Origin of the sequence: Amycolatopsis nigrescens CSC17Ta-90, from assembly GCF_000384315.1 — a bacterium.
In the GTDB taxonomy this organism is placed as follows: domain Bacteria; phylum Actinomycetota; class Actinomycetes; order Mycobacteriales; family Pseudonocardiaceae; genus Amycolatopsis; species Amycolatopsis nigrescens.
Genome location: NZ_ARVW01000001.1, coordinates 6676511 through 6700422, shown reverse-complemented (window position 1 = coordinate 6700422; position 23912 = coordinate 6676511). Strand labels below are relative to the sequence as shown.

The 23912-nt window shown below is 72.2% G+C and carries 16 protein-coding genes; all 16 read right to left on the bottom strand.

Annotated elements, in window-relative coordinates; genetic code table 11:
- Positions 1-9: 9 nt before the first annotated feature.
- On the bottom strand, positions 10-2256 hold the full coding sequence (locus tag AMYNI_RS0131835) for a hypothetical protein (protein ID WP_020672149.1): 2247 nt from the start codon (positions 2254-2256) through the stop codon (positions 10-12).
- Positions 2253-6014 carry a putative baseplate assembly protein gene (locus AMYNI_RS0131830; RefSeq protein WP_020672148.1) on the bottom strand — a complete coding sequence of 1254 codons (3762 nt, stop codon included), beginning with the start codon at positions 6012-6014 and terminating at the stop codon, positions 2253-2255. The genes AMYNI_RS0131835 and AMYNI_RS0131830 overlap by 4 nt, the downstream gene beginning before the upstream one ends.
- Positions 6011-9160 carry a putative baseplate assembly protein gene (locus tag AMYNI_RS0131825; RefSeq protein WP_020672147.1) on the bottom strand — a complete coding sequence of 1050 codons (3150 nt, stop codon included), beginning with the start codon at positions 9158-9160 and terminating at the stop codon, positions 6011-6013. The genes AMYNI_RS0131830 and AMYNI_RS0131825 overlap by 4 nt, the downstream gene beginning before the upstream one ends.
- Complete coding sequence (locus tag AMYNI_RS0131820; RefSeq protein WP_020672146.1) at positions 9157-9528, bottom strand: GPW/gp25 family protein; 372 nt, start codon at positions 9526-9528, stop codon at positions 9157-9159. Before AMYNI_RS0131820 ends, AMYNI_RS0131825 begins: the two co-directional genes overlap by 4 nt.
- Entirely contained in the window at positions 9525-9857 is a 333-nt protein-coding gene (locus tag AMYNI_RS0131815; RefSeq protein WP_020672145.1) for a hypothetical protein, read from the bottom strand. Before AMYNI_RS0131815 ends, AMYNI_RS0131820 begins: the two co-directional genes overlap by 4 nt.
- Before the next feature lie 11 nt (positions 9858-9868).
- Positions 9869-10381: a phage baseplate assembly protein V gene (locus AMYNI_RS0131810; protein ID WP_020672144.1), complete on the bottom strand. Its 513-nt coding sequence runs from the start codon at positions 10379-10381 to the stop codon at positions 9869-9871.
- A 21-nt stretch (positions 10382-10402) separates the two neighbouring features.
- Positions 10403-11533 carry a hypothetical protein gene (locus tag AMYNI_RS0131805; protein ID WP_020672143.1) on the bottom strand — a complete coding sequence of 377 codons (1131 nt, stop codon included), beginning with the start codon at positions 11531-11533 and terminating at the stop codon, positions 10403-10405.
- A gap of 2 nt (positions 11534-11535) precedes the next feature.
- Complete coding sequence (locus AMYNI_RS0131800; RefSeq protein WP_020672142.1) at positions 11536-11859, bottom strand: LysM peptidoglycan-binding domain-containing protein; 324 nt, start codon at positions 11857-11859, stop codon at positions 11536-11538.
- Between the two features lie 9 nt (positions 11860-11868).
- Complete coding sequence (locus AMYNI_RS0131795; RefSeq protein WP_020672141.1) at positions 11869-12504, bottom strand: hypothetical protein; 636 nt, start codon at positions 12502-12504, stop codon at positions 11869-11871.
- A 19-nt stretch (positions 12505-12523) separates the two neighbouring features.
- The gene (locus AMYNI_RS49315) at positions 12524-12919 is read right to left on the bottom strand and encodes a hypothetical protein (RefSeq protein ID WP_157357526.1); all 396 of its coding nucleotides are present in this window, start codon (positions 12917-12919) and stop codon (positions 12524-12526) included.
- Between the two features lie 61 nt (positions 12920-12980).
- A complete protein-coding gene (locus tag AMYNI_RS47500) occupies positions 12981-19016 on the bottom strand; it encodes an eCIS core domain-containing protein (RefSeq protein WP_051116387.1) in 6036 nt (2011 codons plus the stop codon).
- On the bottom strand, positions 19013-19303 hold the full coding sequence (locus AMYNI_RS45730; RefSeq protein WP_020672139.1) for a hypothetical protein: 291 nt from the start codon (positions 19301-19303) through the stop codon (positions 19013-19015). The genes AMYNI_RS47500 and AMYNI_RS45730 overlap by 4 nt, the downstream gene beginning before the upstream one ends.
- Positions 19294-21249 (bottom strand): ATP-binding protein, encoded by a 1956-nt coding sequence (locus AMYNI_RS0131775; protein WP_020672138.1) that lies wholly within the window; start codon positions 21247-21249, stop codon positions 19294-19296. Before AMYNI_RS0131775 ends, AMYNI_RS45730 begins: the two co-directional genes overlap by 10 nt.
- On the bottom strand, positions 21249-22499 hold the full coding sequence (locus AMYNI_RS47495) for a Pvc16 family protein (protein ID WP_020672137.1): 1251 nt from the start codon (positions 22497-22499) through the stop codon (positions 21249-21251). The genes AMYNI_RS0131775 and AMYNI_RS47495 overlap by 1 nt, the downstream gene beginning before the upstream one ends.
- Entirely contained in the window at positions 22496-23188 is a 693-nt protein-coding gene (locus tag AMYNI_RS0131765) for a hypothetical protein (protein WP_026361199.1), read from the bottom strand. The genes AMYNI_RS47495 and AMYNI_RS0131765 overlap by 4 nt, the downstream gene beginning before the upstream one ends.
- The gene (locus tag AMYNI_RS0131760) at positions 23181-23912 is read right to left on the bottom strand and encodes a T4 family baseplate hub assembly chaperone (RefSeq protein WP_020672136.1); all 732 of its coding nucleotides are present in this window, start codon (positions 23910-23912) and stop codon (positions 23181-23183) included. The genes AMYNI_RS0131765 and AMYNI_RS0131760 overlap by 8 nt, the downstream gene beginning before the upstream one ends.

The window sequence follows — 23912 nt, the reverse complement described above, 5'->3', positions numbered from 1 at the left end:
TCCTGGAAACTAAGTGGCGTAAACGATTCCGGCGTCCGTGCCGGCAGGCGAGAACTCGAGCAGCCGGGCGCGCAGGTTGTCCTCGCGCTGCGGCTGGAACAGGTCGTGGAACACGCCCAGCTCGGCGGCGTCCTCGGCACCGCGGCTGATCTCCGGAGCGACGGACGCCGCCAGCTGGACGTATCCCGGCCTGCCGTAGCGGCGGTCGGTGAACTCCGGGCGCACCCGCTGCGCCTCCAGTGCGCGCAGCGCGGGCAGCTCGGCGGGATCGAGCTCACCGCGCCCGGCCCGCTCGCGCAGCGCCGCCCAGACCAGGTCCGGCTGGCAGTGGAAACGCCGGGGCGTCCGGGAACCCGTTGGCACATAACAGAAACGCAGACATCCGATACCGCGGCGGGCGACCTGCATCCTGCCGTCGAAAATGGTGTTCTCCGCGATCCGCACCGCATGCGTGTGCACCTCGCCGAGCACCGTGCTGCGATAGGCGTGCAGCACCGCCGCGGCGGGACGGCAGTCCGGCGCGGACAGTGCCTCCCGGTCCCGGCCGGTCGCGTCCAGCACGCTGTCCGCGAGATGGATCGGCAGCGGGTCGGCGCGGACCTCGTCGGTGATCACCAGGATGGTGCCGAGGACGCTGTGCTCGATCTGCACGCAGGCGCTGGTGTTCTCCAGCACGAGGCTGGGTTCCTCGGGATGACCGGGTTCGCACCGCGGCTCCAGCGACCAGCCTGGCACCAGGGTGCTGTGCCGGATCACCACGGCACCGACCGGGCCGGTCACGCTCACCCCGCGGCCGGTGACCAGCAGCCCGTCCAGCACGATCCGCGGCGGCGGGCGGTCGTCGTCCTCGGCGCACGGATTTCCCCTGATCTGCAAGGAGTCCGGCCGGTTGCTGTACCAGTCGAGCAGGCGCAGCACCGGACGGGCGCCGTCCACCGCCCGCACCTCCAGCCGGTCGCCGGGGTCCAGCACGAACTCCAGCTGCTCCTGGAACGCCCCGCTGTGCGTGATCTCGATGACCGCTTCGGGCGCCTCCCCGCCGGCGTTGTCCCGCTGCCACGCCTCATAGGCCTGGGTGATCCGCTCGTGCTCTTCGTCCGGTCCGACCCGGTACACCTTCGCCGCCGGATGCACGGCGGTTTCACGCGGATATTCGCCGCCACCGAGATCGTCGGCGAACGCGTGGTGGTAGCTCACCCAGACCCCGCGCTGCGGTGCACCGCGCGAGCTGAACGCGATCCGGCCGAGCACCGGGTCGACCAGCACCTGCCCGCGGCGCGGCCGGTAGGCCCACCTGGACAGGTCGGCGACCACGATGTCCGCAAGCGGCACCGGCTCCCGCATGCCGTCGCGCCAGATGGTGAAACTCTTGCCGGGGCCGTAGAAGTCGGCGAGCCGGTCTCGCAGCACCCGGCGGCCGATGAACGCGGGCACGTTCTCCTCGGCCGCGATGGTGACCGGCGACGGCTCGGGCACCGGTCTGGTCACCAGCGGCACATCGTTGCCCAGGATGGAAAAGGTGTACAGGCTGCGGGCGCGGTCGATGCAGTACGCCGGCGCGCGGGTGACCGAGTACGGTCGCAGCCGCCAGACGAACAGCCCCACCTCGGGCGGGCCGTACCTGCCCTGCCTGCGCCCGGCGGTGATCCGCGGCGCTTCGGCAGTGTGCGCGAGCCCGTCGAACGGCGAGCCGAGCAGGTCGAGCCGGTCGCCCTCGCGCAGGTCGACCAGCCTGCCCCCGGCCGCACCCGCCCCGGTGACCTCCCTGGTCACGGCCGCGGCGTCCGCCCCGAGCAGCCGCACCGGCCCGGTGGCCGTGACCAGCGGACCGAACTCCACCGCCCTGGCCGGCCACTGAGCGACCGAGGCGGCGAGCTCTTCCAGCAGTGGCAACGTGCCCTTGCGCCGGCGGGCGGCCACCGTGTCCGCGACGTCGCGGCGCGGGGCCAGCCAGGCGGCGAGCCGCTTCGCTGCCTCCCCGGCGGCGAGCGACTCGGGAAGCCCGCCGAGCAGCCGGTAGCCGACCAGGTCGCCGAGGTAGGGCACCGCCCAGTCCTGGCAGGTCTCGATGAACCAGTTCTCATAGAGCTGCTCGATGTCCGCGGTCACCAGGTTCGCCTGCTCGGTGAGCACCGCGAGCAGCGCGCGCAGCGGCCCGCCCAGCTCGGTGTCGACGCGGCGGTGGTAGAGCGGCAGCAGGCCGTAGAGCCGGTCGGGGTCGGCGGTGAACTCGGGTGACGGTTCGGTTCCGGTCATCTCGGCACCTCCTTGAGGATCAACGTGTCCGGCACCGCCGGGGACAGCACGGCCAGCTGGGCGGGTCGGATTCCGCGGAACACCAGCACCGAACGCCCTGCGGGCAGCGGGCCGGTGTCCACCAGATCGGGGTTCAGCCGCAGCAGCTCGGCCACCGTGATGCCGTTCTTCGCGGCGACCGCGAGCAGCGTCTCGGAGGCCTCCCCGGCCGGCGGGGCGACCACGTACCGGGCCTGCTCGAACCGTGCCGGCCTGGCCGGCACCACAGGGCATGCCTCGGTGAGCGTGCCGGCGAGCTCGCCGAGCCCAGCCGGGGTGAGGCTGCCGGGCACGCCGGCGAACACGTCCAGGTCGACGTACTCGACCCCGGGCACCGACTGCGCCGCGACCACGGCATCGGACGCCCGCGCCGGCTGCGCGAGCTCGCGGCGGCCGAAGCCGAGCCGGTCCAGCAGTACCGCGCGCACCGCCGGTTCGACCGAAGCCCAGCTGTGGTCGGGAGCCACCTTGATCCCGGCCGACACCACGAGCAGCACCAGCTCCCGCACCGCCACCGCTACCGGCAGCTGCGGGGAACCGTGCCGGGACAGCGCGGAACGCAGGCCCAGCACGATCCCCGAGTCGGGAGCCAGCGGGATGTCGTCCACCCCGGCGATGGTGACGTGCACGATTTCGCGGGTCCCGTCGGAGAGCCGCCTGGCACTGGCCCTGCCGATCCCGGCGCGCGCACTGGCGAAGTCCTGGTAGTCCGGCACCGACACCAGCCGGTCGAGCGCGGTCACCGCCAGCGGGATGGTCCGCCGCGTCTGGCGAGCGTCGTCCGGGTCGGCGCCGCCGGTGGCGGGCAACGGGTTGCTGACGCCGGAAACCCACAGCGGGCGGGTCATCAGCTGGTTCACCTTGCCCGCGCCGACGTTGCCCGCGCTGCCGACACCGACCCGGTAGCCGGCCACCACGTTCTGGTGCCCGGTCGGCAGCCGCGCCCCGTGCACGCCGTCGCCGAAGGTCACCGAGGTCCGGCCGCTCTCGTCCACACCGGTGACGTAGACCTTCTCCGCGGGACCGCGGCCGGCGAGGCTGTCCACCTCGTGCCAGCGCACCCCGTCCACCCGGACCTCCAGCGTGCTCTGTGCCCCGCGCGGGTTGTCCGCGGCGAGCCAGGTCAGCGGACCGGAGAAGAGGCTGAACCGCTGGTTGGCCCGGCTCGCGTCGCCGCTGCCGATCGGCTCCTCCTTCGAGGCGCCGTGGGTGGCCGCGGCGACGTTGGCGTAGAGGTGCACGGAATCCCGGCGGTACCGGTAGGCCAGCGGGGTGACCAGCCCGATCACCGTGTGCACGTGGTCGCCGGGGCGCGCCTCGTCCACGACCTGCTCGACCGACGAGATCATCGTCAGCTCGGTACCGCGCACCCCCGGCGTGTCCGGGATGTCGGTGCGCTCACCGGCAACCACCAGCCAGCGCCCTGGAGTGAGTTCGCGGTACAGCGCGGCGAGCTCGATCTCGCGGCCAGACACGTCCTCGGTGATCGGTTCGGTGGCCAGGCTCAGGCCCTCACCGCGCAGGTACACGGTGGTGTCCCGGATATGCGTGAGCAGGGTGTCCTGCGCGTCCAGCCAGTCGGTGTCCAGGGTCAGCTCGGTGACCTTGCCGGTGATCCCGAAATCGGCACGGGAGACCACCCGGACCCCGCGCACCCTGGTGATCACCTCGCTCAGCGCGGGATCGCCGGGCACCCCGCCGTCCTGTCCCTTGCGGGGACGCTGCACCACGATCCAGGTGCCGGGCGCGATCCCGTCGTACTGGGCGTCGAGCGCGAGCACGTTGCGGGCGGTGAGCGCGAGCGAAGCCTCGAAGGAGATCTGCACCGTCGCCGGGCTGGACTCACTCGCCGCCATCCGCGCGGCGGTCACCTGCAGGCCGCCGCTGACCGCTCGCCTGGTCTCCCCTTCGGCCAGCCGGAAGTCCAGTGCCCCGCCGTTGCCGACGGTCAGGTGGACCAGTCCGTCGGCAACCCGTGAAACGAACACCGTGCGTTCGGGCAGGTTGGGCCGGAAGGCGAGGGTGGCCCCGGCTTCGGCCGCGGGCTGGTCCGGGTCGGGCAGCTGGACGGTGATCTCCACCCGGCCCGGCCCGAAGTCGAACGAGGTGGCGCCGGTCAGCTCCTGTTCGGTGCGGGCGGTCTGGCCGGCCTCGGTCCAGGTGAACACGGCCCGGTCGGGGGCCGTCCCGCCCTCGTCGAAGAGCACGTTCGCGCCCAGCACCTGGTTGCCGAGCAACGGCCAGTCCAAGTACCCGATGAGCCTGCCGGCGTCGTCGTAGTCCGGTTTCAGCGGCGCGGTCGCGCCGAACGGGGTGGCCGTCACCCGCATCGCTTGCAGTTCCTGCAACCGTTGCGGCGCGGTGAGATCGACCCGCTGCCACGCCGGGTACAGGCCTTCGCGCAACCGCGAGTCGAGCAACGCGAGCAGCCGCGCGCCCAGGTCCGAGCCCGGCGCGAAAAGTTCGGCGGGGTCGCGGGCCAGGTCTCGCGGATGAGCGGGCGGCTGGGACGCTGGGGTACGCAGCGCACCGAGCAGCGCCCCGAGACCGGTGACCGCGGACGAGCCGCCGTCGGCGAGGCCGGCCAGGCGCAGCGCGGAATGCAGCGTCTGCGGTTCCTCGCGCGGCTGCGGGGGTTCCAGCAGCGCCACCGAGTCCCGCAGCGCAGTCAGCTCAGCGTGCAGCTCGACCAGCCAGTCGCGCACGTTCTGGTACGGCCTGGCGAGCACGATCACCTCGTCCAGCCGCGCCAGCACCTCGACGAGCCGTTCCCCGAACTCGGTCGGCGTACTGGCCGACGCCGCCTCCGGCTCCTCCGGCAGTTCGCCGTCGAGCGGGGCCAGCACCTCCTCCACATAGCGCCGAACTATCCGGCTGCGGCCGTACATTTCGTGCTCGCGCGCGTCGGCCAGCAGCGTCCGGAACCGCGCGACCAGCCCGGCGAAGTCGGGCAGCCCGGCGAAGTCGGGCAGCGCCGGTTCCGGCAGGCCGACCACGGTGATCCCGGCGCCCGGATCGAGCCGCACCTTCGGCACGATCCGCAACGACTGCCTGCCGCGTTCGGTGCCGAACACGAACAGCAGCCGGTCACCGGGTTTGACGTTGGTCGCGGTGCCGTCGAGCTGCACTTCCCGGCGACGGGCCAGTTCTTCCCGGCCGAGCTGGTACGGCCGCCGCAGCCGCACCGCGAGATCGTTCCACGCCCAGCGGGCGAGCAGGTCGGTGCCGATCTCGAAGGGCACCGGCTCCTCCCCTGGCCCCGGCACGCTCTGGCTGCGCGCACCACGCGGGATGGTGACCTCGGTGTCCTCGCCGAGCCGGGGGTCCTGGTCCAGGGCGTAGGCGAGGTAGGTGCCCGCGGAAACTCCCGGTCGGGGCAGATGGCCGACGAGCCTGCCGAGCAGCCGCAGTGAACGCTCGTCGGTCGCGGTCCGCAGGTAGCCCTCGTTGGCGATCCGCTCGGTATAGAAGGTGAGCAGGTCGCCGATAACCGCCCAGCCGTCGAGCAGCGCGATCGAGAAGTCGTCGGTGCCGCGCACGGTGAGCCCGGACAGGGCCGGGTAGCCGGGGCTGGACAACCGGGCGAGCATGCTGGACAGGAACTCGCCGTGGGTGCCGGTGCGGAAAGCGATCTCCGCGAGCCCGGCCGGGTTGGCCGCGGCTACCGGAGTGGCGACCTGGATTCCCGCACAGCGGCAGCACTGACATGCACAGGTCATCGGGCACCTCCGTGCGGTTGGTCCGGCCCGCGCACGATGGCGAGCCTGCCGTTCTCCGGCCGGTCGGGGTCGTCGTCCAGTTGGGCGATCTCCAGCGGCCCCACGGTGAGCAGGCCGTCCTCGAGCTCCCGCCCGGCGGGGCGGAACAGCCGTTTGAGCCGGGTGACCACCGCGCCGGCCACGCCGGGCACGGTGCTCGCCGCGGTGAGGATCCGGCTCACCCGCACGCCTTCGCCGAAGGTGAGCGCGTCCGGGTGGAAGAACCCGGACCGCCCGGCGCCGAGCACCCGGCGCAACGCCGTCGCGACCGTCCCCCAGTGGTGGCCGGGGGCGAGGCAGACCGTCAGCTCGAGATCGACCGGCACGGTGGTGGCGGTGCCGACCACGAGCCGGTGGCCGATCCGCCGGTAGCGCGCCAGCGCGGCGGTCACCGCCTCGATCAGCTCCGGCCCGGCGGTGCCGTGCCGGTCGAACGGGTCGAGCGCGACGTGCATCTGTTCACTCGTGCCGGTCCACCGCAGCTGCGCGGCGGCGCGCTGCACCCCGGTCACCGCCCCGGCCAGTTCGGCGTAGTCCGCCGCGGTGATCGCGCGGAGTTTGGTGCGGCGCAAAGAAAGCGGCGCCAGCTGGCGTACCTGCTCGACCGGCTCGGGCTCGGTGCCGCCGAGCGCGGGCAGCGGGTTGCGGACCCCGTCAATCCCGTCGCCGTCGGCCACTCCGCAGCACAGCACCAGGTGGTCCACGGCTTCGGCGCCGACGTTGCCCGCCTTGCCGTTGCCGACGCGGTAACGCACGCGCAGCCCGGTGGCCGGGGGCGGGCGGCGGCCGTGCCTGCCGTCGCCGAACCGGAGCGCCAGCGTGCCGTCGTCCTCCAGCTCCCCGGTGAAGAACCGGTCACGCGGCCCGCAGGCGAGCAGGTCGCGGCGCGGCAGCCAGACAGCGTCTTCGGTGCCTTCGCGGACCTCGACCGCGGGCAGCGCGGCACGCGGATCCTGGACCAGCGCGGCCGACGCGGGCCCGGCCAGCCGGGGGTCGCCGGCGCCGAGGCCGGCGGCGTATCCGGCGCCCCAGCTCTGCCCGAGCTCCCACACCGTGCCCTCATCCAGCACCCCGCCGCCGCCCGCGCGGGCGAGCAGGGTGCCGAGGCGGCGCAGTTTCCCGCGCAGCAGTTGGTCGAAGCGGACGGACAGCTCGCGTAGAGCACTCCGCGGGTGCTCGTCGAGCTCCAGTTCGTCGAGCACCCGCGCACCGAACAGCACGCTCAGCTCGCCGCGCTCGTCCCGGCTGAGCCGGTCCCCCGCCCGCACCCGCCGCCAGAGCTCGGCCACCCTGGCGCGCGCGGCCACCGGGATCCCGGCGAGCAGCCTGGCCTGTGCGGCGGCCACCCGCGCCGGTTCGGGAAAGACCGCGCACTGGGTGACCGGTGCCTGCCGCAGCCGCGGTCGGAATTTCGACCGCACCGCGGGATAGCTGATCTGGGCGAGCAGCGCCTCCAGCGCGGCGGCCTGTTCGGCGGCCGGGGCGTCCGGAAGCACTCCCGCTCTGTCTACAGTGGACTGCCCCAGCAGCGGCACCAGTCCGGCCAGGTCGTCGCCGCTGAGCGGGGTGCCCGCCCTGGCGGCGGCCAGCAACGCGTGGATCAGCTCCACCGCAGGGGCGGCCGTGGCCCGGTCGGGGCAGCCGAAAGCGGGTGGCTCGCAGGTGGACGGCGGGGTTTCGGCCGGCGGCGTCCGCACCTCCTCGGCGCTGCCACCGCAGTAGGTGATGTCGCGCCCGTGGTCGGCCAGCAGCACGTTGCCGGTGGCCACACTGACGTCGGCGAGCAGCTCGCAGTCCGGGCCGCCGCGGGCCGAGATGCAGACCGGGAAGGTGAGCGCGTCCTCCGCCGCCCAGTCCACCTCCAGCACCGGCTGGCCATAAAGCCGGTCCACGCCGGGCCGCACCGAGGTCAGCCGGACCGCCTGGCGGTGCCGGGGGTCGGCGTCGGCGGCGGCGCCGGTGCGCGGCCCGAGCACCTCCTCGATGACCAGGACATCACCCGGCCGCAACCGCAACGCGCGCCGCTTCGGCCCGTCGTGCGCCGGTTCGGCTTCCTCGCTTTCGCCATGCCACGACCAGTCGTCCATCAGGGTGGCCGAGGTCGCGCCGCTGGGCAGGCCGCATTCCTGCTCGCCCCAGGTCCAGAAGCGGATCCGATTGTGCGCGGGCCGGATGGTGAGCGGCCCCGGCACGAGCGGCTCGAACACCTCCACCGCGGCGGCGGGCGGCAGCCCGGCGAGCTGCTCATCGGAGATCACCGTGCCCAGTTCCGGCCGGTCCCTCGGATCGAGCATGCCGAGGTCGACCGCGGCGAACCGGAAATCACCCTCGGACAGGGTCACCTTGCGGTCCGCGCGCAGGGCGACCCAGGTGCGGGCGTTGCAGCCGTCGTGCATCGCGTAGTCGACCAGCCGGACGTGCCGCCGGATCGACACGCGGTGGCGCGCGGTGTCCAGATAGGCCTCGGCCGCGACCGCGTCCTGCTGGTAGGAAAGCTGGTCGCCGGTGTAGGCGAGCACTTCGGCAAGCGTGACGCCGAGATCCGGCGCGTGCCGTTCGGCCCAGGCCGGCACGGTCAGCGTCATCCGGTCCAGCAGTGCGCGGCGCAGGCTGGCGTAGTCGCGTGCGGTGTAGTCGATCACCGGCGCCGGATGGGCAGGTGGCGGGCAGACGTCGGTTTCCGCGCAGTCCGTGCCGCTGGGGCAGGCGGTGGTGAACGAGAACTCCGCCGAGGCGTAGCGCGGGTCGAAACCGCGGTACGGCGCGTCACCCGGCCGCCCGCTGCCGTCTTCTTCCACAATGGACAGTGTGTAGACGGACCTGTCGCCGGCGGTGTTCACCGTGACGTGCACCAGGTCGTCCAGCTCCGGGTCCTCGGCGACCTCGGTGGTCAGCTCCACCGCGTGGATGCCGGTGATCCGGCGCCCGCCGTCGATCCGGATGTTCGCCGGCCCCAGCCGTCCCGGCGCTCTGCCGAGGAAGGCGACGGTGAGCACCGTGCCGGCGTCGTCGGCTTCCACGTAGTCCACGCCGTTGTGCTCGGTGGCGCGCACCCGCGCCCGGCGCAGCTCGGTGCCGCAGTCCTGCGGCGGCACGGTGCGGGTCATCGCGCGCTCCCTTCCACGAACACCTCGGTGCGCTGCGCGCCGGTCGCCAGCACGACGTACGCGAGTTCGACGCGCAAAACGGAGTCCTCGCTGACGATTTCCAGCGAAGCCACCTCGATCACGTCGCCGAGCCAGCGCTGCAACGCGGCCTGCACGGACAGCTGCAGGGTCGAGGCGAGCTCCAGGCTGTTCGGTTCGAAGACGAGGTCGAGCAGGCCGCAACCGAAGTCCGGGCGCATCACCCGCTCCCCCGGGCTGGTGAACAGCAGCTGCTTGATCATGTCCCGGACGTGCTCGTCGTAGCCGGTGCCGGCGGTCCGGCCCTGGCTGTCCACCCGGTACGGGAAGTCGACCTCGGTCCGGCTCATCGCCCGGCCCCCCGTTGCTGCACGACGACGACCAGTGCCGAACCTTGCGGAGCACCCTCCGCGCTGAGGCAGCTGCCGACCGAACTCTGCAGCAGCACCGGCGAACCGTTCAGCCGGAGCCTGCCGCTGGGCTGCTCCCAGTGCACGCGCACGCAGGGCTGCGGTTTACCGGACACCGTGAACGGGCAGCCGGTGACCAGATACGGGTCGGCCAGCGTGGTGACCGCCGTCCCGTCCACCAGCACCCGCGTGCCGTCCGGCCGCGGCGCCGCATGGCCACCGTGCGGGCAGGTGATGGTCGCGTTGACATGTAACAGGTTTCCCGGCATCTGGCACTCCCCTAGTTCACGGTGAACGCGCCCTCGTTGATGGTCACGGTCGTGCCGGCGAGGGAGATCGACGCACCCTTGCCGTTGCTGATGGTGATGCCCGCGTCGTTGACCACGATCGAAGCGCCGCCCGCGGTGCGCAGCGTGATTCCCGGCCCGCCGGGCAGATCCGACATCAGCAGTGACTGCTGGCCCGGTGTCCGCAGCACCAGGTTCGGCCGGCCGGGGTCACCAGCGAGCGCTTCGGCCGGCACCTCCGCCGCGGAGCCGTACCAGCAGCCGACCCAGATCGGAAAGCTCACGTCGCCCTGCTCGAACTCGACCCAGACCCCGGCGCCGACCGGTGGCACGGTGTACACCCCGGCCTGGGCGCCGGTCATCGGGAAACAGGGCATCGCCCAGGAGGACGTGGCGTCGCCGAGCACGTCCGGCACCCGGACCTGGATCCGGCCCTGGCGCATCGGGTCGACGTTGGTGACGACGGTGCCTCGGTACTTGCCGAGGTACCGGGTGGCGTCGGGCATGGCTTCCTCCCCAGAGTTTCGTCACGGGACGGCGGTCGGGTGCAGCGCGATCAGTCCCTCCCTGGCGAGCGTGAAGTTCTGCGTGTACGAGCCGCGTTGCAGGTTGTGCGTCACACTCTTGACGTAGTACCGGCCGTCGTAGGTGATCCCGGCGCCGCGCACGCCGACCAGCTCGCGGGGGCGGAGCAGGTAGCCGTAGCGCAGCACATCGAGCTGCCCGGAGCCGCTGACCGCGTCCGAAGACTCGATGACCTTCGCGAGGGTTTCGGCGAACGCCTGCGGCGCGTCCTTTTTCGCGGTGTCGTCGATGACCTTCTTCTTCAGCGCGGGCGCCGGCCGCCTCGCCAGCGGCGGGCGCAGCACGCTGACCTCGGGCACCGGCAGCAGCACATCGGTGCGGGTGGCCGGGATCTGCACCCGCGCCCTCGGCTCCTCGCGGGCGGCACCGTCGAAGCCGAAGGTCAGCTGATCCACTGTGGACAGATGGTCCATGTTGACGTTGATCGCGTGCTGCGGGACGCCGAGCCGGACCTCGGGCCCCCAGTAGCCGCGGCTGACCCCCGGCACCGGGCCGGGTTCGAGGTAGAAGACGTACCCGTTGGACTTGGCCAGCTCGGTGACGTAGGCCAGATCGGTGCCCTTCTGGAAGTCGATGCGCTGGGTCGGCATCGGTGCCTGCGGGATGAGCTCGGGAATGACCAGCGGGGTGATCCCGTACTGCGCGTACCGGCTGATGATCGCGGCGACCCTGGCGGCCGGGCCCATCGCCGGGAACGGAACGCCCTCGCGTTCCTCCAGGTCCATCAGCACGGTCAGGTCCTCACCGGTGACGGTCAGCGTGGACTGGCCGGGAACCCCGGAGATGGCCACCTCCTGGCGGGTGATCACCCCGTCCATCAGCACCGTGACGGTGCCCGCGACGGCGACCGCGAGCACCACCCTGACCTGCGGGTCGAACGAGCCGCCCGGCAGCAGGCTGCGGTTGATCAGCCCGCCCGTGGACAGGTCGAAGGAGAGCTGGAACCCGCTGCGCTGCCCGGCGGTCACGGTGACCTGCGCGGACAGCAGCGCGTCGGTGACCGGCTGCGGGACAGGGGCCACGATCTGCGGTCCCATCAGCAGGGTGAGGTGGATCGGCGCGATCTCGGCCATGGTCAGCTCGCGCTTCCCGGCATGCCCTCGGGCAGCGTGATCCGGATGCGGCGGCCGGGGGTGGCGGTCAGCTCGCGCGGGTCGAGCACCGGGTTGGCGTCCGCGATCCGCCACCACTGCTCGGCGTCCCCGAGATAGTGGTGGGCCAGCAGGTCGGACCGGTCGCCTTCGCGCACCTCGTGCACCCTGATCGTGGTGAAACTCGTCGGCTGCGGCGGCATCCTTGGCTTCAGGTACGGGATCTCGCGCCCGTCCGGTGTGCGGTGCACGGCGGTTTCGACGCCGTGGTAGCGGCTGGTGCGCGGGTAGGGTGCGGGGTTCGTCATCTTCGGCTCCTAGATCCCGGTCAGCCCGAGTGTGTCCAGCCGTCCTGCGGCGGTACCGGCAAAGCGCTCCTTCTGCGCGAGGTGCGCGAGGAACATCTCGGCCCCGCGGTGCCCAGCCGGCAGGTCGCTGGACGAGAGCACCCGCAGGCCGAGGCTGACCGTGGCGCGAATCGGGTTGAGGTCGACGTCGAAGGTGTCCTCGGTGATGGACAACTCGGTCAGGCGCACCGGAAGCACCCGGTTGCGGCCCCAGGTGAACAGCGTCAGCGGGCTCTCCACCGGGGTGATCTCCAGCGTGCCGGCGGCGGCCAGCGCCTGGTTCTCCCTGATCCGCGCGCTCGGCGCCTGGATCAGCATCTCGAGCATGGCAAGCTGGGGATGGATCCCGTTCGGCGCCGGCAGCTCCGGCTGGTCGGTGGCGTCGATCTCGGCGATCAGCTTCCAGGTCTCGATCGCCGGCCCCTTGAGCCGCAGCGCCTCGGTGCGGTCCCCCTGCTCCGCCCCGGCGGCCTGCGGCGCCAGGGACCGTTCCAGCGTCTCGGGGTTGAACTGCATCACGATCACCCGCTGCGGCGTGCCACGCAGGGGATCCACGATCACGATCCCGGACCGCACCGGTTTCGGAATATCGAGATAGCTGGTCATGGCTCAGGCACCCCGCACATCAATCACCGTAAGACTCGTAACTGGCGAACTCGTCCCATTCGTCTTCGGCCCATCCTCGATCCACCCACTGGCCGCCGTCTTTCACCGAACCTACGTAGGCGATCTCCAGGTAGCCACTGGACTCGCCTGTCGGGGAAACTCGCACCCCGCGGCTGTATAAGAACATGGAGACGCTCGCATAAGGCTCATCGGAAATCGGCTCCATCCCGAGGATTCCTTCCCAGCAGACCTGAGGACCATCCGATCGGGGCGGCTCACTACGAATAAGGCAGGAGAAGGCATCGTCCCCGTTGAGCCTCTGGTCGACAAGCTCAACCGGCTCACCAAGGAACTCACTCAGCTCCTTTGTCAGTCGCGCGATCCACAACGGACGCGGATCGTTCTCACCGTTCATCTGCACGAACCCCTTTGCCACACACGTTGATGCCAACACTGCCCAAACTGCCCGGACTCCGCTAGGTCCCTCCGGCCTGCAACCACCTGTCCCGTGTCGCGTGGATCACTACAACCGCGTCGCGCTCCAAGCTCACTTCCATGTACCTGGGGTCGGAAGTCCATTTTTCAGGAGATACCGCTGTCGGCTTCTTGGCTCGCCCATCGACAAGCCCGTAGCTGGTTATCACGCTGTTCTTTTTTCCAGCCTCGGTGATCACCACGCTGCCATCCTTCCAATATATATCGACCAGCCTACCTCGATCGGACACCCCGGTAAAAATCCGACCTGGAGAATTCAGTATCTTCGCCGTCTCCTCGTTGGACACATTGTGCTTAGACCGGCCATGCCCAGGGGCGGTACCTTCTTCGAAGGGCGGAGCTCCCTTGACCTCCTTCGCCGAAGTCGGACGCTTGTAGTTTCCGACCCGCTGCTCCCAGTTCTCGGTCAGCTCGCGATAGCTCCGATACTCGGTGTCCGGATCCTTGACCTTTCCCTTCGCGGCTGGAGTAGTCGGGGTGGCCTCAGGATCGTCTTCACGAGCCGGCGTCTTGCTCTCCGGCTTCTTCGGCGACTCCGGTTTCCTGGGAGCGGGGACATCCTCCTTCGGCTTGGCCGGCCTCCCGGGCTCGGACTCTTTCCCCACCGGCCTTGGCTTGCCCACGTCTGGCTTCGGTGCGTCTGACTTCGGCGCGTCTGGCGGTTTCGGACCAGGCACTTTCGGTGACACGGCCACAGTCGGTGGTTCGGGCTCGTCCTGATCCCGACCAGGCTTTCTCGGAAGCTTTCCAACGACGGTAGGCTCGCCTTCGTCCTCGGCCGGTTCTCTCTTACGCTTTTCCTCCTTGAGCTTTTCCTCGTCCTGCTCGTCCTTTGCCGGGACTCCTTCGACAGGGACGTCGCGGTCGACCTTGTTGCCGTGCGGGTCTTCTCCTTCGGCGCCGTCCTCTGCCTTCTGGTCCGGGTTCAGCCTGGCGATGATGTCGAAACGCTGGCCGCCGACGCGGGCAAGACTGGTCAGGCGATACCAAGCTCGCATCCCGGCGAGCACCCCGAGCAGCACCGGCCGGAAGACGCCCCGCCGCAACAAGGATTTGAGCTTCGGCCGGATGCGGGCCACGATGAGCGCGAGGCGTTCGTCCTTGGTCTGCTCCTGCTTCTTCTTTCGCTGCTCATCGCGACGGCGGCGTTGCTCGTCCCGTTGGCGCTGGCGGGTGCGCAGGCGGTCGCGGGTGCGCTGGTACTTGTCGCGCAGCTTTTTGGCGCCATTGCGCAGGGCTCGGCCGAGTTTGCCGTTGGTCAGCTTGCGGCCGACCTTGCGCAGGGCGGTGCCGACGCGGCGCAGGCCGGTGCGGACGGCGCCCTTGACCCGGTTCAGCGCGGCCCGTACGCGACCGGGGCGCCGGGGCGGGGCTTCACGTTCGCCTTCGCGGCGGCGTTCGGGGCGACGTTCAGGGCGGCGGCCCGGTGTTTCCCGGCGCCGTCCCAGACGCTCGGGGCGGGCGCCGCGCGGGCGGGTGGCCGCGGGAGCACCGGGACGGCGGGTGACGTCGGGGGCGGGACGGGACGCCCGCCGCGGCGGGCGCAGGGTCTGCGCGGCGGAACGCAGCCCCCGGCGGGCCGAGTTGACCGCCGTGCCGGCCGCTTTGCGGGCGCCCTTTCCGGCGCGCTTCAGGCCGGCGGTGATCTTCTTGGCCATGTCCTGGAGCGTCCGGCCGACGCCCTTCGCGGCCACCGCCAGCTTCGACATCAGGAAGTTGGTGATGAACTCCAGCAGCGCGACCACCCCGGCCGCCACCGCGGCGGCGAACAGGCAGGCGGCGGGCCCGGCCTTGACCGCCTTCAGGAACGCGATGAAAGCGCCGATCGCGGCGAGGATCTTGCTGATCGTGCCCCAGGCAGCCATCAGGCCCTGCACCACCGCGAGCACCGCGCCGGCGGCAGGCACGATGAGCGAGACCAGCCGCTCGACGACGACCATGATGATGATCATCGGCAGCGACGCGATCAGCGCCTCCCAGGCCATTTTGCCGATCTTGGCCATCGACATGCAGCCCTTGACCAGCACGTTGAGCACGGCCTTGCCGAGACCGAGGATCGACTCGACCTTCTGGTTGAACCACTGCTTGACCGCGCTCTTGATCGCGCCCCACAGGTGCTGCTGGATGCCCTCCTTGGCCGAACTGCCCAGGCGCCCCAGCCAGGCGCCGACGCCCATGCTGGCGATATCGGCGATGATCGCGGCGAACTCACCGAGCAGCTGGATCGCCGCCTTGGCGAACTCGATCGCCGCGTTCACCACGGTCTGCACGGCCTTCACCGCGGCCTTGAGCCCGGCCTCCAACAGCCGCAGCAGCCCGGTGAGCGCCTGCGCGAGCTTGTTCAGCAGGAACTCGACCCCCGCCTTGAGCGCGTCGGCGAGCTTGTTCACCACCGCGATCGCCGCGTCGCGCAGCGCCTCGATCCCCTTGCGGATCTTCGCCGCCAGCTCCGGGAAGAACACCGCAAGCACGTCGCACAGCTTGATCAGGATGTTCGCCAGCGTGTTGATCAGCCCGACGATCGCCTTGCGCGCCAGCTCGATCGCGGCGGTGACCAGCTTCGCGAAACCCTTGACGATGTCGTTGACCAGCTTGACCGCGGCGTCGAAGATCGCGGTGATCGCGTTCAGCAGGCCCTCGAAGAAGCTCTTGACCTTGGAGGCGATCCAGCCGAAGATCCCGCCGTCGGACTCCTCCTTCTTGCGCTCCTTCTCCTTGCGCGCCTTCTCCTCGGCCTGCTCGCGCTCGCGGGCGATCCGGTCGTTGTCCGTCTTCTGCTGGGCGTCGTTCTTCTTGTCGGTCTCGGTTTTCTCCGTGGTGATACCGGTCTTGGCCTTCTCGTTCTCCTTGCCGGCCTCGGTGTCGCTTTCCTGGACCTTCTGGTCCTGCTCGGCCCGCCATTCCGCGCGCTGCGCGGCCGCGCCCTCGGCGACCTTGCCCCGTTCGCCGGCCTGCGCCTCGGCGTTCTGCTGGACGGCCTGGGTCACCTCGGCCTGATGCGCCACGTTGGCCTGCGCCTCGCCCTGGCGCTGGTTCTGCCGCTCGGTGCCCATCGCGGCCTGCCCCTGCGCGACCCCGGCCTGCACCTGCGGCCCGCGCTCCTGCTGCGCGACCACCGCGACGCCCTTGTCCACCTGCCCCGGCCCACCCGCCGGACCAGCGCCACCGCCGCCACCCGAGGGGACTTCGGCGGTCAGCGTCTCGGCCGGGGCGTTGGGGTAGATCTGGTCCTCGCCGAGCGGTTTCGCCGCCTCCACCCGCCCGGTGGCGTGGATCTGCTGGGACGCCTTGCCGAGCTCCGCGTTCTGCTCGTCGGTCCGGGCCGGGTCGGTTTCGCCCTTCAACTCGACCCGCTCGACCTTGCCGACGGTGGCGTGCAGCGCCGGGTCAGTGGTCGGCACCTGGTCCACCGCCTGCTCGACGTTGCGGACCTCCTGTTCGGAGAGCTTGCCGTCGGTGCCACCCGCGACCTGGGGCCGCTGCGCCTTGCCGGCCGGGTCGGACCCCTTGACCTCCTCGGCCTCGGCCTTCTTCCGCGCCGCCGCCTGCTGGGCCTCGAGCTTTTCCAGCTTGACCTTCTCGCCGTCCGCCGCCGGCGCGGCCTGCGGCGGGCCGGACATGGTGCGCGGTGCCCCGGATGGTCGCGTGGTGGCGGGAGGCGCCGCCTGCAACGCGCTCTGCTGCTCGCCGACATCCCTGCCGATCGCACTGTCCACTCCGGACAGTGAGCCCTGCATCCGGTCCGGGGGCAGGGTGCCGACGGCGGCCAGCGCCGCCTCCGGTGGCTGACCGGAGACGTCGGGTGCCGGAGGCTCCTGCTCGGCCGCCGGTGCCGGGGCACCGCCACCGCCACCGGCGGCGCAGCCGCCCTGGCCGCCTTCGGCCTTGGCTCCTTCGGTGGTCGGCTCGGGCGCTCCGGCGCAGGCACCGCCGCCGGGCTCCAGCGAAGCCTCCGGCGCGAGCGGAGCACCAGCGGGCTCGGCACCGACGGGCTCGGCCGCGCCCGGTGCCGCCTCGGGTTCGGCCGGTGCGGCCGGTCCGGCGCCCGCGCCCGCCGGGCCGGTGTCCGCGCCGACCGGTCCGGCGCCTCCCAGCGGTCCCGGCGCTTCCGACTCCTGCGGTTCCGGCGCCTCCCGAACGCCGAGCGGCCCGGCCATCGGGCCAGCGGCGGGTTCTTCCTGTTCCTCGCGCGGCTCCTTGGCCAGTGGCGGTTCCGGGGCGGGCGGGCGGTCGCCCTGCGGTTCGGGGCCGACCTCGGCTTCCGGCGGTTGTTCGGCGGGCGGCTCCTCCACCGGCGGCACCGGTGGTTCCGGCTCAGGCGGCGGGGCAGCCGGAGCGGCGGCTTCGGGGCCGGCGGGCTCCGGCTCGGGTACGGCCTCTTCCGGCTCTTCCGACTGTTCCGCTTCCTCCTGCTGTTCGGCCTTGGTCGGCGGCGGCGCCGGGAAACTCGGCGGTTGCGGCACACTGGGCGACCCGCTGCCCGGCAGGGTGTTCCGGTCGGCGGTGGGCACGTTCGACACGTCCAGGTCCGAACCGGGCAGGTAGTCCTCGGCCTTCAACTCGGGCCGCGCCGGCGGTTCCTCCTCCGGCTCCTTCTGCTCGGGCTCCGGGGTTTCCACCTCGGCGTCGGCACCGGGTTCGAGGCCGAGCGGTTTCTCCTGCTCCTCGTCGCGGTCATGGTCGCGGTCGTCCAGCAGCCCATGCCGTGCCAGCGGGCCCTCCGGCTCGGCTGCCTCACGCTCCATCCGTTCCGGGCGCGCCGGACCGGGCTGCTGCTCGGGCCGTCCGGTCTCCGCAACCGGAGTCGCCCCCGCCGCGGGCCCCTGACTCGCGGGTCCCGCCGCCCCCGGTGCCCCGGGAGCCTGTGCGGCGGGTTGCGCGGCCGCTTCGGCCGCTGCTTTGGGCGCCTGCTCGCCCTTGTCCTTGTCTTTCTTGTCTTTCTTGTCTTTCTCGCCCTTCTTCTTGTCCTTGCCCTTCTTGTCTTCGTCCTCCTTCTTCTGCTCCTCCTCGTCTTTCTTGTCCTTGTCCTCCTTCTTTTCCTTGCCTTCTTTGTCTTCCTGGCTCTCTTTCTCGCCCTCTTCCTTCTCCTCGGGCTCCTCTTCCGGGGGTTGCTCCTCTTCGTCCTTTTCGGACTCCTCCGGCAGGTCCTCCTCCTGCCGCTCCTCCTGGTCGGCCTCGCTCCCCGCCTCTTCCTCGGCCGCCTCCCGGTCGGCCTCGGTGCGGTCCGCCGCGTCCGTCACCGGTTCCGGAGTGCCGGCCGAATCGACCGGGCCACCGCCCGCCGCCGCGTCGGCCTCCGCGACGAGCTCACGCACCCGCCGGTATTCCGCCGAGGACAACCGGATTTCCAGCCGGGTCAGCACCAGCTCGCGCAGCGCGGGCGCCAGCCGGCCGAGTTGCAGCCGCACCCGGCCCGACGCGTCCGTGGCGTCCCCGCGCAGGCTGCGCAACAACCCCGCCACCAGACGGTCCACTACGGCCGCCGGATCGAGCTGCTCGGCACGCTGCTGCTCCGCGGTGCCCCTGGCGTACCGCAGCCAGGACGCGACCCGGCTGCCGCTTTCGCGCACCGGGACCCGGCCGTCCCGCACGCCCGCCTCCGCCTCCTGCTCCACGGCGTCCTGCGAACCGCTCACCACGCCCGGCTCACGGCCGAGGCGCAACGGTCCCGGTGCGTGCGGCACCTGCACGGTGTGCAGCAGCTCGTGCGCGAGCAGGCGCCGCCCGGCGGCCGTCTCCGGGTGAAAGGCGCCCTCCGCGAAGAAGACGTCCTGGCCCAGCGCCACGGCTTCCGCGCCGAGCAGCTCGGTCAGCGCCGCGGCGTCGGCGCCAGCGTGGATCCGCACCCGGCTGAAGTCGTGCCCGAGCCTTTCCTCCAGCTCGCGGCGCAGCCCCGCGTCGAGCGGCTGGCCAGCGCCGGAGACGATGTCCTTGAACTCCGGCGGCCGCGCCACGGCGCGATCGGCCTCCCGTTTCCGCGAGGTCCGCCGCTGCCGTGGTGCCGCCGAGGTCTTCATCTTCGCCCCGGCTCTTCCGGGAAGGAATCCGCGGTGAACCCCGCGCCGACCGCGCGGGCCAGTGCCACCCCGAGGCGCCGCGGCGACGTGCCGCGAGGCAGGTCGGGCAGCTCCAGTCCCTCCAGCACACTGTCCTGCTCGGCGCCGAGCAGCGCCCCGGCCGGCACCGGCCGGTCGCGCAGCAACCGGGTCAGCTCGCGCTGGAACGCCGCGGCCACCCGGCCGGAATCCAACCCGTCAAACCCGTCGAAGACCAGCTCGCCGATCTCCACCACGATCACACCCATCCGGCGACCTCCCCGGGGGTGAGCGAGCGCTCCAGCTTCTGGTACTCCGTGCGGGACGCGGCGAGCAGATGTCGCATGCCCAGCACGGCGCCCTCGTCCGCGGCCAGGAAAGCCGCGGACAGCGCGATATTGCGGATGCTGCCGCCGGCCACGGTCAGCTGCGCCAGCCTGCGCGGGTCGACCCCGTCCACCGGGGTCGCGCCGGGGATGACCCGCCGCCAGATCTCCGCGCGTTCGGCCGCCGAAGGGAACGGGAAATCCACCACGAACCGGATCCGGCGCAGAAAGGCCTGGTCCAGCGCCTTCTTGAGGTTCGTGGTGAGGATCGCCAGCCCCCGGTAAGCCTCCATCCGCATCAGCAGGTAGCTGACCTCGAGGTTGGCGTACCGGTCGTGGCTGTCCTTGACCTCGCTGCGTTTGCCGAACAACGCGTCCGCTTCGTCGAACAGCAGCACGGCCCCGCCGCGCTCGGCCGCGTCGAAGACCCGCCGCAGGTTCTTCTCGGTCTCCCCGATGTACTTGCTGACCACCTGGGACAGGTCGATCACGAACAGGTCGAGGCCGAGTTCCCCGGCGACCACCTCGGCGGCCAACGTCTTGCCGGTACCGCTGCCACCCGCGAACAACGCGGTGACTCCGAGGCCCCGGCGCAGCACCGACTCGAAACCCCAGTCCTGGTAGACGGTCGCGCGGGCCCGCACGTGCGCGATGATCTCGGCGAGCACGGCTCGTTCGCGGTGCGCGAGCACCAGATCTTCCCGGCCGGCGCGCGGTTCGATGCGCTGCCCGAGCTCGTCCAGCGCCATCCGCGACTCGGCCAGCCCGGCGCGCCAGGCCAGCCCGGCCGGTTCGCCCGTCTCCCGGCGCACCGTCTCCCCCGCGGCGCGGATCACGTGCGCCGGCAAGGAGAACTGCGCGACCAGGCGCTTGAGCTCGCCCTCGCCGAGGCGCCGCGAACCGTTCGTGGCGGCCGGGCCGTTCACCGCCTCGGACCAGAGCTCCTGCTGTTCGTCCACCGGCAGCGCGCCGACCGCGAACCGGTTCCGGTGCTCGCGGACGGGCAGCGAGTCCGCGCTGGAGAGCACCACCGGCACGCCCAGCGGCGCGGCGAACGCCTCCACCACCGCGTGCCGTTCACGGCCCTCGTCCACCTCCACCAGCAGCGCGGCGGGCAGCAGCACCGCCTCGCGTTCCCACAACCGGCCCAGCGCGTCCCGCTCCCTCGGCTCGGCCGGCAAGTCGACGGCGTCCACCCGGTACAGGGAGAGCCCGCAGGCGCCGGCGGCGGCCGCCGCCACCTCCCGGCGCGTCTGCCGGTCCGCCCCGGCCAATTCGGCCCGCGGGTCGCCTTCGGTGTCCGTCCAGCTCGCCGCCAGCCGCTCGGCGAGCAGCACCTGCGAAGGCGGCGGCGGGCCAGGCACTTCGACCGGTACCACCAGCCCGTGCAGCCTGCTGTCCAGATAGGGCACCCCGGCCAGGAAGTGCAGGATCCGCTCGTCGATCCGCAGCCGCGTGGTGGTCGGCGAGCCGGGGTCGTCCAGCTCGACCAGCCGCCAGCGGCGCAGCGGGGCGACCGGGGTGAGCGCGGCCCAGTACGGCTCGCGCAGCGCGGCGAGGGCGAGGGAGAAAGTCGGATAGGCGCGCTGCGGGTCGCCGCCCGCCGCCGCGCACCGCGCCGCCGTGGTCGGGTCGATCTCCGTGGCGGCGGTGAGCACGAGCACGTCGCGTTCGAACGGGGTGAGCCCGAAACAGGAGCACACCGCGGCCAGCGCGCTGGTGCCCTCAGCCGCCGGATCCGCTGTGTTCTTGACGGGAACCGGTTTTCCGGCCGCGTGGGCATCGACCCGACCCAGCACGACGGCCACCGCGGCGGACAGCGCCCGCCGGTGCCGCTCGTGCTGTCCGTGCTGTCCGTGCTGTTCATGCTGTTCAGGGGCCGTCGGCATCAGGCCCCCAGTTCGGCCGTCGGCGTGCGCAGGTCCGGCCCCGGCAGGCTCGGCACCCCGTCCACCTGGACGCGGACCAGATAGACCGCGGGCCGCACCCCCGGCACCGGCACCCGGATCGCGTCCTCGGTGCCGGGCGGGCGTTCCAGCGGGAACGCCGCCGCGAACCGGTAGCTCGCCGCCGCCCTGTCCGCGGGCGGGTCGAGCTCGTCCAGCAGCACCTCCACCCGCTGCGACGCGCGCAACGGCAGATCCAGCCGGATGGTCAGGACCGGCGGGTCGCCGCCAGCCTCGACCGGATCGAGCACCCTGGGCTGGCGGACCAGCGGCACCGCGTTGGATTCCAGCACCCGGCGCAGCACCCGGTCCTCCGCGCCGTCGCGGACCCGCACGTCGTGCAGCACCTGCACCGGGTAGATGCCCGGCGGCAGCGCGGCGGGCTGCTCGGGCAAGGTGAACACCACTCGCTGCTCGCCCGCGCTGCTCGGCGTCACCTCCCGGTCGCCGACCCGGACCACCACCCCGTCTCCGGCCAGCGCGGTGCCTTCGAGCCAGACCTCGGACCCGGCGGGCACCGGGCCTTCGGCGGGCCGGTCCGGGGAGCCCAGGGCCCGGGAGAGCAGCCGCTCGATCTTCGGGCGGCCGCCCGCGATGGCCCGGACCGTGCGGCGCAGCACCGGTTTCCCGGCGGCGGGCACCCCGCGCCCGTCCACCACGACCGCGGTCGCCTCGTACACCACGGACAACGCGTAGGGCGTCTGCACCAGCATCGACCAGAGCTTCGACAGATCGTCCAGGTCCAGCTTGGCCGGGGTGAACCGGACCGCCTGCGGGGCGGACGCCAGGTCCGCGCCGGCCAGGAACGGCTTGGTCGCCGACTCCTCGATGTCCACTCTGGACAGAATCGGCTGCTCGTGCAGCCCGCGCACGATCGAGCCGAGCATCCGCTGGGGTTCGAGCACGTCCTCGTTGCCGTAGCAGGTGATCAGGTAGTGCAGGTCCAGCGCGGCCTGCGGCTTGACGAGCAGGGTGCCGTCCGGTGCGCGGGTCGGCGCGTCCCGGTTGCGCAAGGCGGCGTTCGGCGTGATCTGGTAGAGGAAGACGGTCACCATCGGGTCCGCGGGCGGTTCGGCCGGCGGTTTCCTCGGCGTGACGCGGATGCCGAAGGTGATGCCGTCGTCGAGCAGCGCGCGGGCGATGAACCCGCACAACGCATCGGTGGCCTGCGCGATGGAAAGATAGTTGCTCATGAGCCGCCTCCCTCTCCGGCGAGGTAGCGGTCGAGGCTGACCACGGGCGACGGGCGTTGCCCGCCCCGCGGCCGTGGCTGCTCCGGCTGCGCGGCCGCCTTCACCGCGAGCTTGCCGATGCTGACCCGCACCACGCGTTCGGCCGGCGGCGGCTGCGCCCGGCGCTCACCCGGCGACCGTGCCGTACCGCCCGGCTCCTGGGCCCGCCCTGCCAGCCGGATGTCCACAACGGACGGACGAACCGGGGCGGGGACGGTTTCCCGGTGACCGGTGGGCCGCCCTGCCCGAGGCGCCCGCGGGGCGGCCGGGCGCACCGGCGGGGCGGCCACCACTTCGGTCCGTACCTCGAGGCGGTCCACCAGCCGCCGCAAGGTTTCCCGGACCTGCCCCGACGGCACCGACACGATCCGCTCGGCCTGCCGAACCGGCTCCGGCCTCGGCTCCGGCCCGGCGGCCGGAAAGTCAGGACGCGGCAAGGGAAACGGCGGCGCCGGTAGCGACGGCACTGGCGGATCGTCCGGCACCGGCGCGGTGAACGGCGGGGCGTCCACCGTTTCGAACTGTTCCAGCTGGGCCCTGGGCGGACGCTCGAACGGGTCCGGCAGCCTCGGCCGCACCTTCGGCACCGCTTCCGGCGCATCCGGCCAGTCCGCCGCCCTGGCCACCAGCCGATCGAAGTAGTCAGGCATGTCCGGCCAGCTCCAGGTAGTAGCGGCGGCGCAACGGGCTCAGCGCCAGGATCTGCGGCTCGCTCCAGCCGAGCGCCGCGGCGAGCTGGTACACCTCGAGCAGGGTCGCCCTGGCCCAGGAGTCCAGCTCCGCCCACAAGCAGGCGGAGATGTCCAGCTCCGCCCGCACCCGCCGCCCGCACTCGGGGCAGCCGAGGTCGAGCCGGATGTCCGCGCACGGATCGGCTTCGGCGGCCCGCTCGGCCACGGCCCGCTGAACCTCGGCGGGAAGCTCCCCGGCGCGGGCCGGTGCCCCGGCCCGCTCGGCCGAGAGCACGCAGCGGGACAGCAGTTCCGCCCGTGCCATGGCCGCGGTGCCCGCGTGCCCCGCCGCCAGCAGGTCGCCGGAGGTTGGCGGCCGCAGCAGCACCGTCCACTCGCCACTGGTGACGGTGACCGGTTCCCCGGCGGTGCCACCGGGCAGCCCGGCCACCGCCGCGGTGTCGAACTCGAACTCCAGCTCCTCGGCGCAGTCCGGGCAGCTCACCCGCACCGGGATCCGCGTGCCGAACAACGACCGGCGCAGCGCGAACAGCTCCGCGTCCCTGATGCCGAGCGGCACCCCGAGCAGCTCCTCCGGATCGGCGACCGGGCGGGCCAGCGCGTGCAGCAGCACCGTCCGCTCGCCACCGCCCGCCGCCGCTCCCGACTCCCAGGCGGCGAGCAGGTCCGTTCCCGCGAGCAC

Excerpts from the sequence above, each read along its gene's own strand:
- AMYNI_RS0131835 (WP_020672149.1), bottom strand. The coding sequence starts at position 2,256 with ATGACCGGAACCGAACCGTCACCCGAGTTCACCGCCGACCCCGACCGG.
- AMYNI_RS0131775 (WP_020672138.1), bottom strand. The coding sequence starts at position 21,249 with ATGCCGACGGCCCCTGAACAGCATGAACAGCACGGACAGCACGGACAG.
- AMYNI_RS0131815 (WP_020672145.1), bottom strand. The coding sequence starts at position 9,857 with ATGCCGGGAAACCTGTTACATGTCAACGCGACCATCACCTGCCCGCAC.
- AMYNI_RS0131795 (WP_020672141.1), bottom strand. The coding sequence starts at position 12,504 with ATGACCAGCTATCTCGATATTCCGAAACCGGTGCGGTCCGGGATCGTG.
- AMYNI_RS47495 (WP_020672137.1), bottom strand. The coding sequence starts at position 22,499 with ATGAGCAACTATCTTTCCATCGCGCAGGCCACCGATGCGTTGTGCGGG.
- AMYNI_RS0131765 (WP_026361199.1), bottom strand. The coding sequence starts at position 23,188 with ATGCCTGACTACTTCGATCGGCTGGTGGCCAGGGCGGCGGACTGGCCG.
- AMYNI_RS45730 (WP_020672139.1), bottom strand. The coding sequence starts at position 19,303 with ATGGGTGTGATCGTGGTGGAGATCGGCGAGCTGGTCTTCGACGGGTTT.
- AMYNI_RS0131805 (WP_020672143.1), bottom strand. The coding sequence starts at position 11,533 with ATGGCCGAGATCGCGCCGATCCACCTCACCCTGCTGATGGGACCGCAG.
- AMYNI_RS0131810 (WP_020672144.1), bottom strand. The coding sequence starts at position 10,381 with ATGCCCGACGCCACCCGGTACCTCGGCAAGTACCGAGGCACCGTCGTC.
- AMYNI_RS0131830 (WP_020672148.1), bottom strand. The coding sequence starts at position 6,014 with ATGACCTGTGCATGTCAGTGCTGCCGCTGTGCGGGAATCCAGGTCGCC.
- AMYNI_RS47500 (WP_051116387.1), bottom strand. The coding sequence starts at position 19,016 with ATGAAGACCTCGGCGGCACCACGGCAGCGGCGGACCTCGCGGAAACGG.
- AMYNI_RS0131820 (WP_020672146.1), bottom strand. The coding sequence starts at position 9,528 with ATGAGCCGGACCGAGGTCGACTTCCCGTACCGGGTGGACAGCCAGGGC.
- AMYNI_RS49315 (WP_157357526.1), bottom strand. The coding sequence starts at position 12,919 with ATGAACGGTGAGAACGATCCGCGTCCGTTGTGGATCGCGCGACTGACA.
- AMYNI_RS0131800 (WP_020672142.1), bottom strand. The coding sequence starts at position 11,859 with ATGACGAACCCCGCACCCTACCCGCGCACCAGCCGCTACCACGGCGTC.
- AMYNI_RS0131825 (WP_020672147.1), bottom strand. The coding sequence starts at position 9,160 with ATGACCCGCACCGTGCCGCCGCAGGACTGCGGCACCGAGCTGCGCCGG.